Origin of the sequence: Streptosporangium oxazolinicum (assembly GCF_039537505.1) — a bacterium.
Taxonomy (GTDB): Bacteria; Actinomycetota; Actinomycetes; order Streptosporangiales; family Streptosporangiaceae; genus Streptosporangium; species Streptosporangium oxazolinicum.
Map to the genome: position 1 here is coordinate 1 of NZ_BAABAQ010000044.1, position 691 is coordinate 691.

Sequence of the window (691 nt, forward strand, 5' to 3'; positions counted from 1 at the left end):
ATGAAGTCGGAGTCGCTAGTAATCGCAGATCAGCAACGCTGCGGTGAATACGTTCCCGGGCCTTGTACACACCGCCCGTCACGTCACGAAAGTCGGCAACACCCGAAGCCCGTGGCCCAACCGGACTTGTCTGGGGGGAGCGGTCGAAGGTGGGGCTGGCGATTGGGACGAAGTCGTAACAAGGTAGCCGTACCGGAAGGTGCGGCTGGATCACCTCCTTTCTAAGGAGCACCGGCCTTCACAGCGCAAGCTGTGGGGTCTACGCCGTGTTCGTGAGCGAACGTCTCACGCCCGGCATGCTCATTAGTGGAGCACTGGCTACTCAACCGGGCTCGTCGGCCGGGACCGCTAGTACCGCCCTCCGCGTGAGGGAGTGGGAACGAGGTGCCGCGCGGGTGGGACTGGTTGAACACACTGTTGGGTCCTGAGGAAACGGACCATGTCTCGGGGCTGCTGCCGGTTGGTGGCGGTCCTGGGTGTCTGCCCCGGGTTCGGGGTGGATGTCTGTTTGGCCTCGTGCGGGACCAGCCGTCTGTCACATCGGCTCAGGGTTTCCTGGGTGTCTGGTGGCGGGTCTGGTGTGGTCGCTGTTTGTTGTTTGAGATTTGCATAGTGGACGCGAGCATCTTTGTGGCCAAGTTTTTTAGGGCACACGGTGGATGCCTTGGCATCAGGAGCCGATGAAGGACGT

Annotated in this window: 1 rRNA gene; it reads left to right on the forward strand. The window is 61.6% G+C overall.

Annotation, left to right across the window (positions count from 1 at the left end):
• Nucleotides 1-221, forward strand: a 16S ribosomal RNA gene (locus ABD817_RS39440); the annotation flags it as partial.
• Nucleotides 222-691 lie beyond the last annotated feature (470 nt).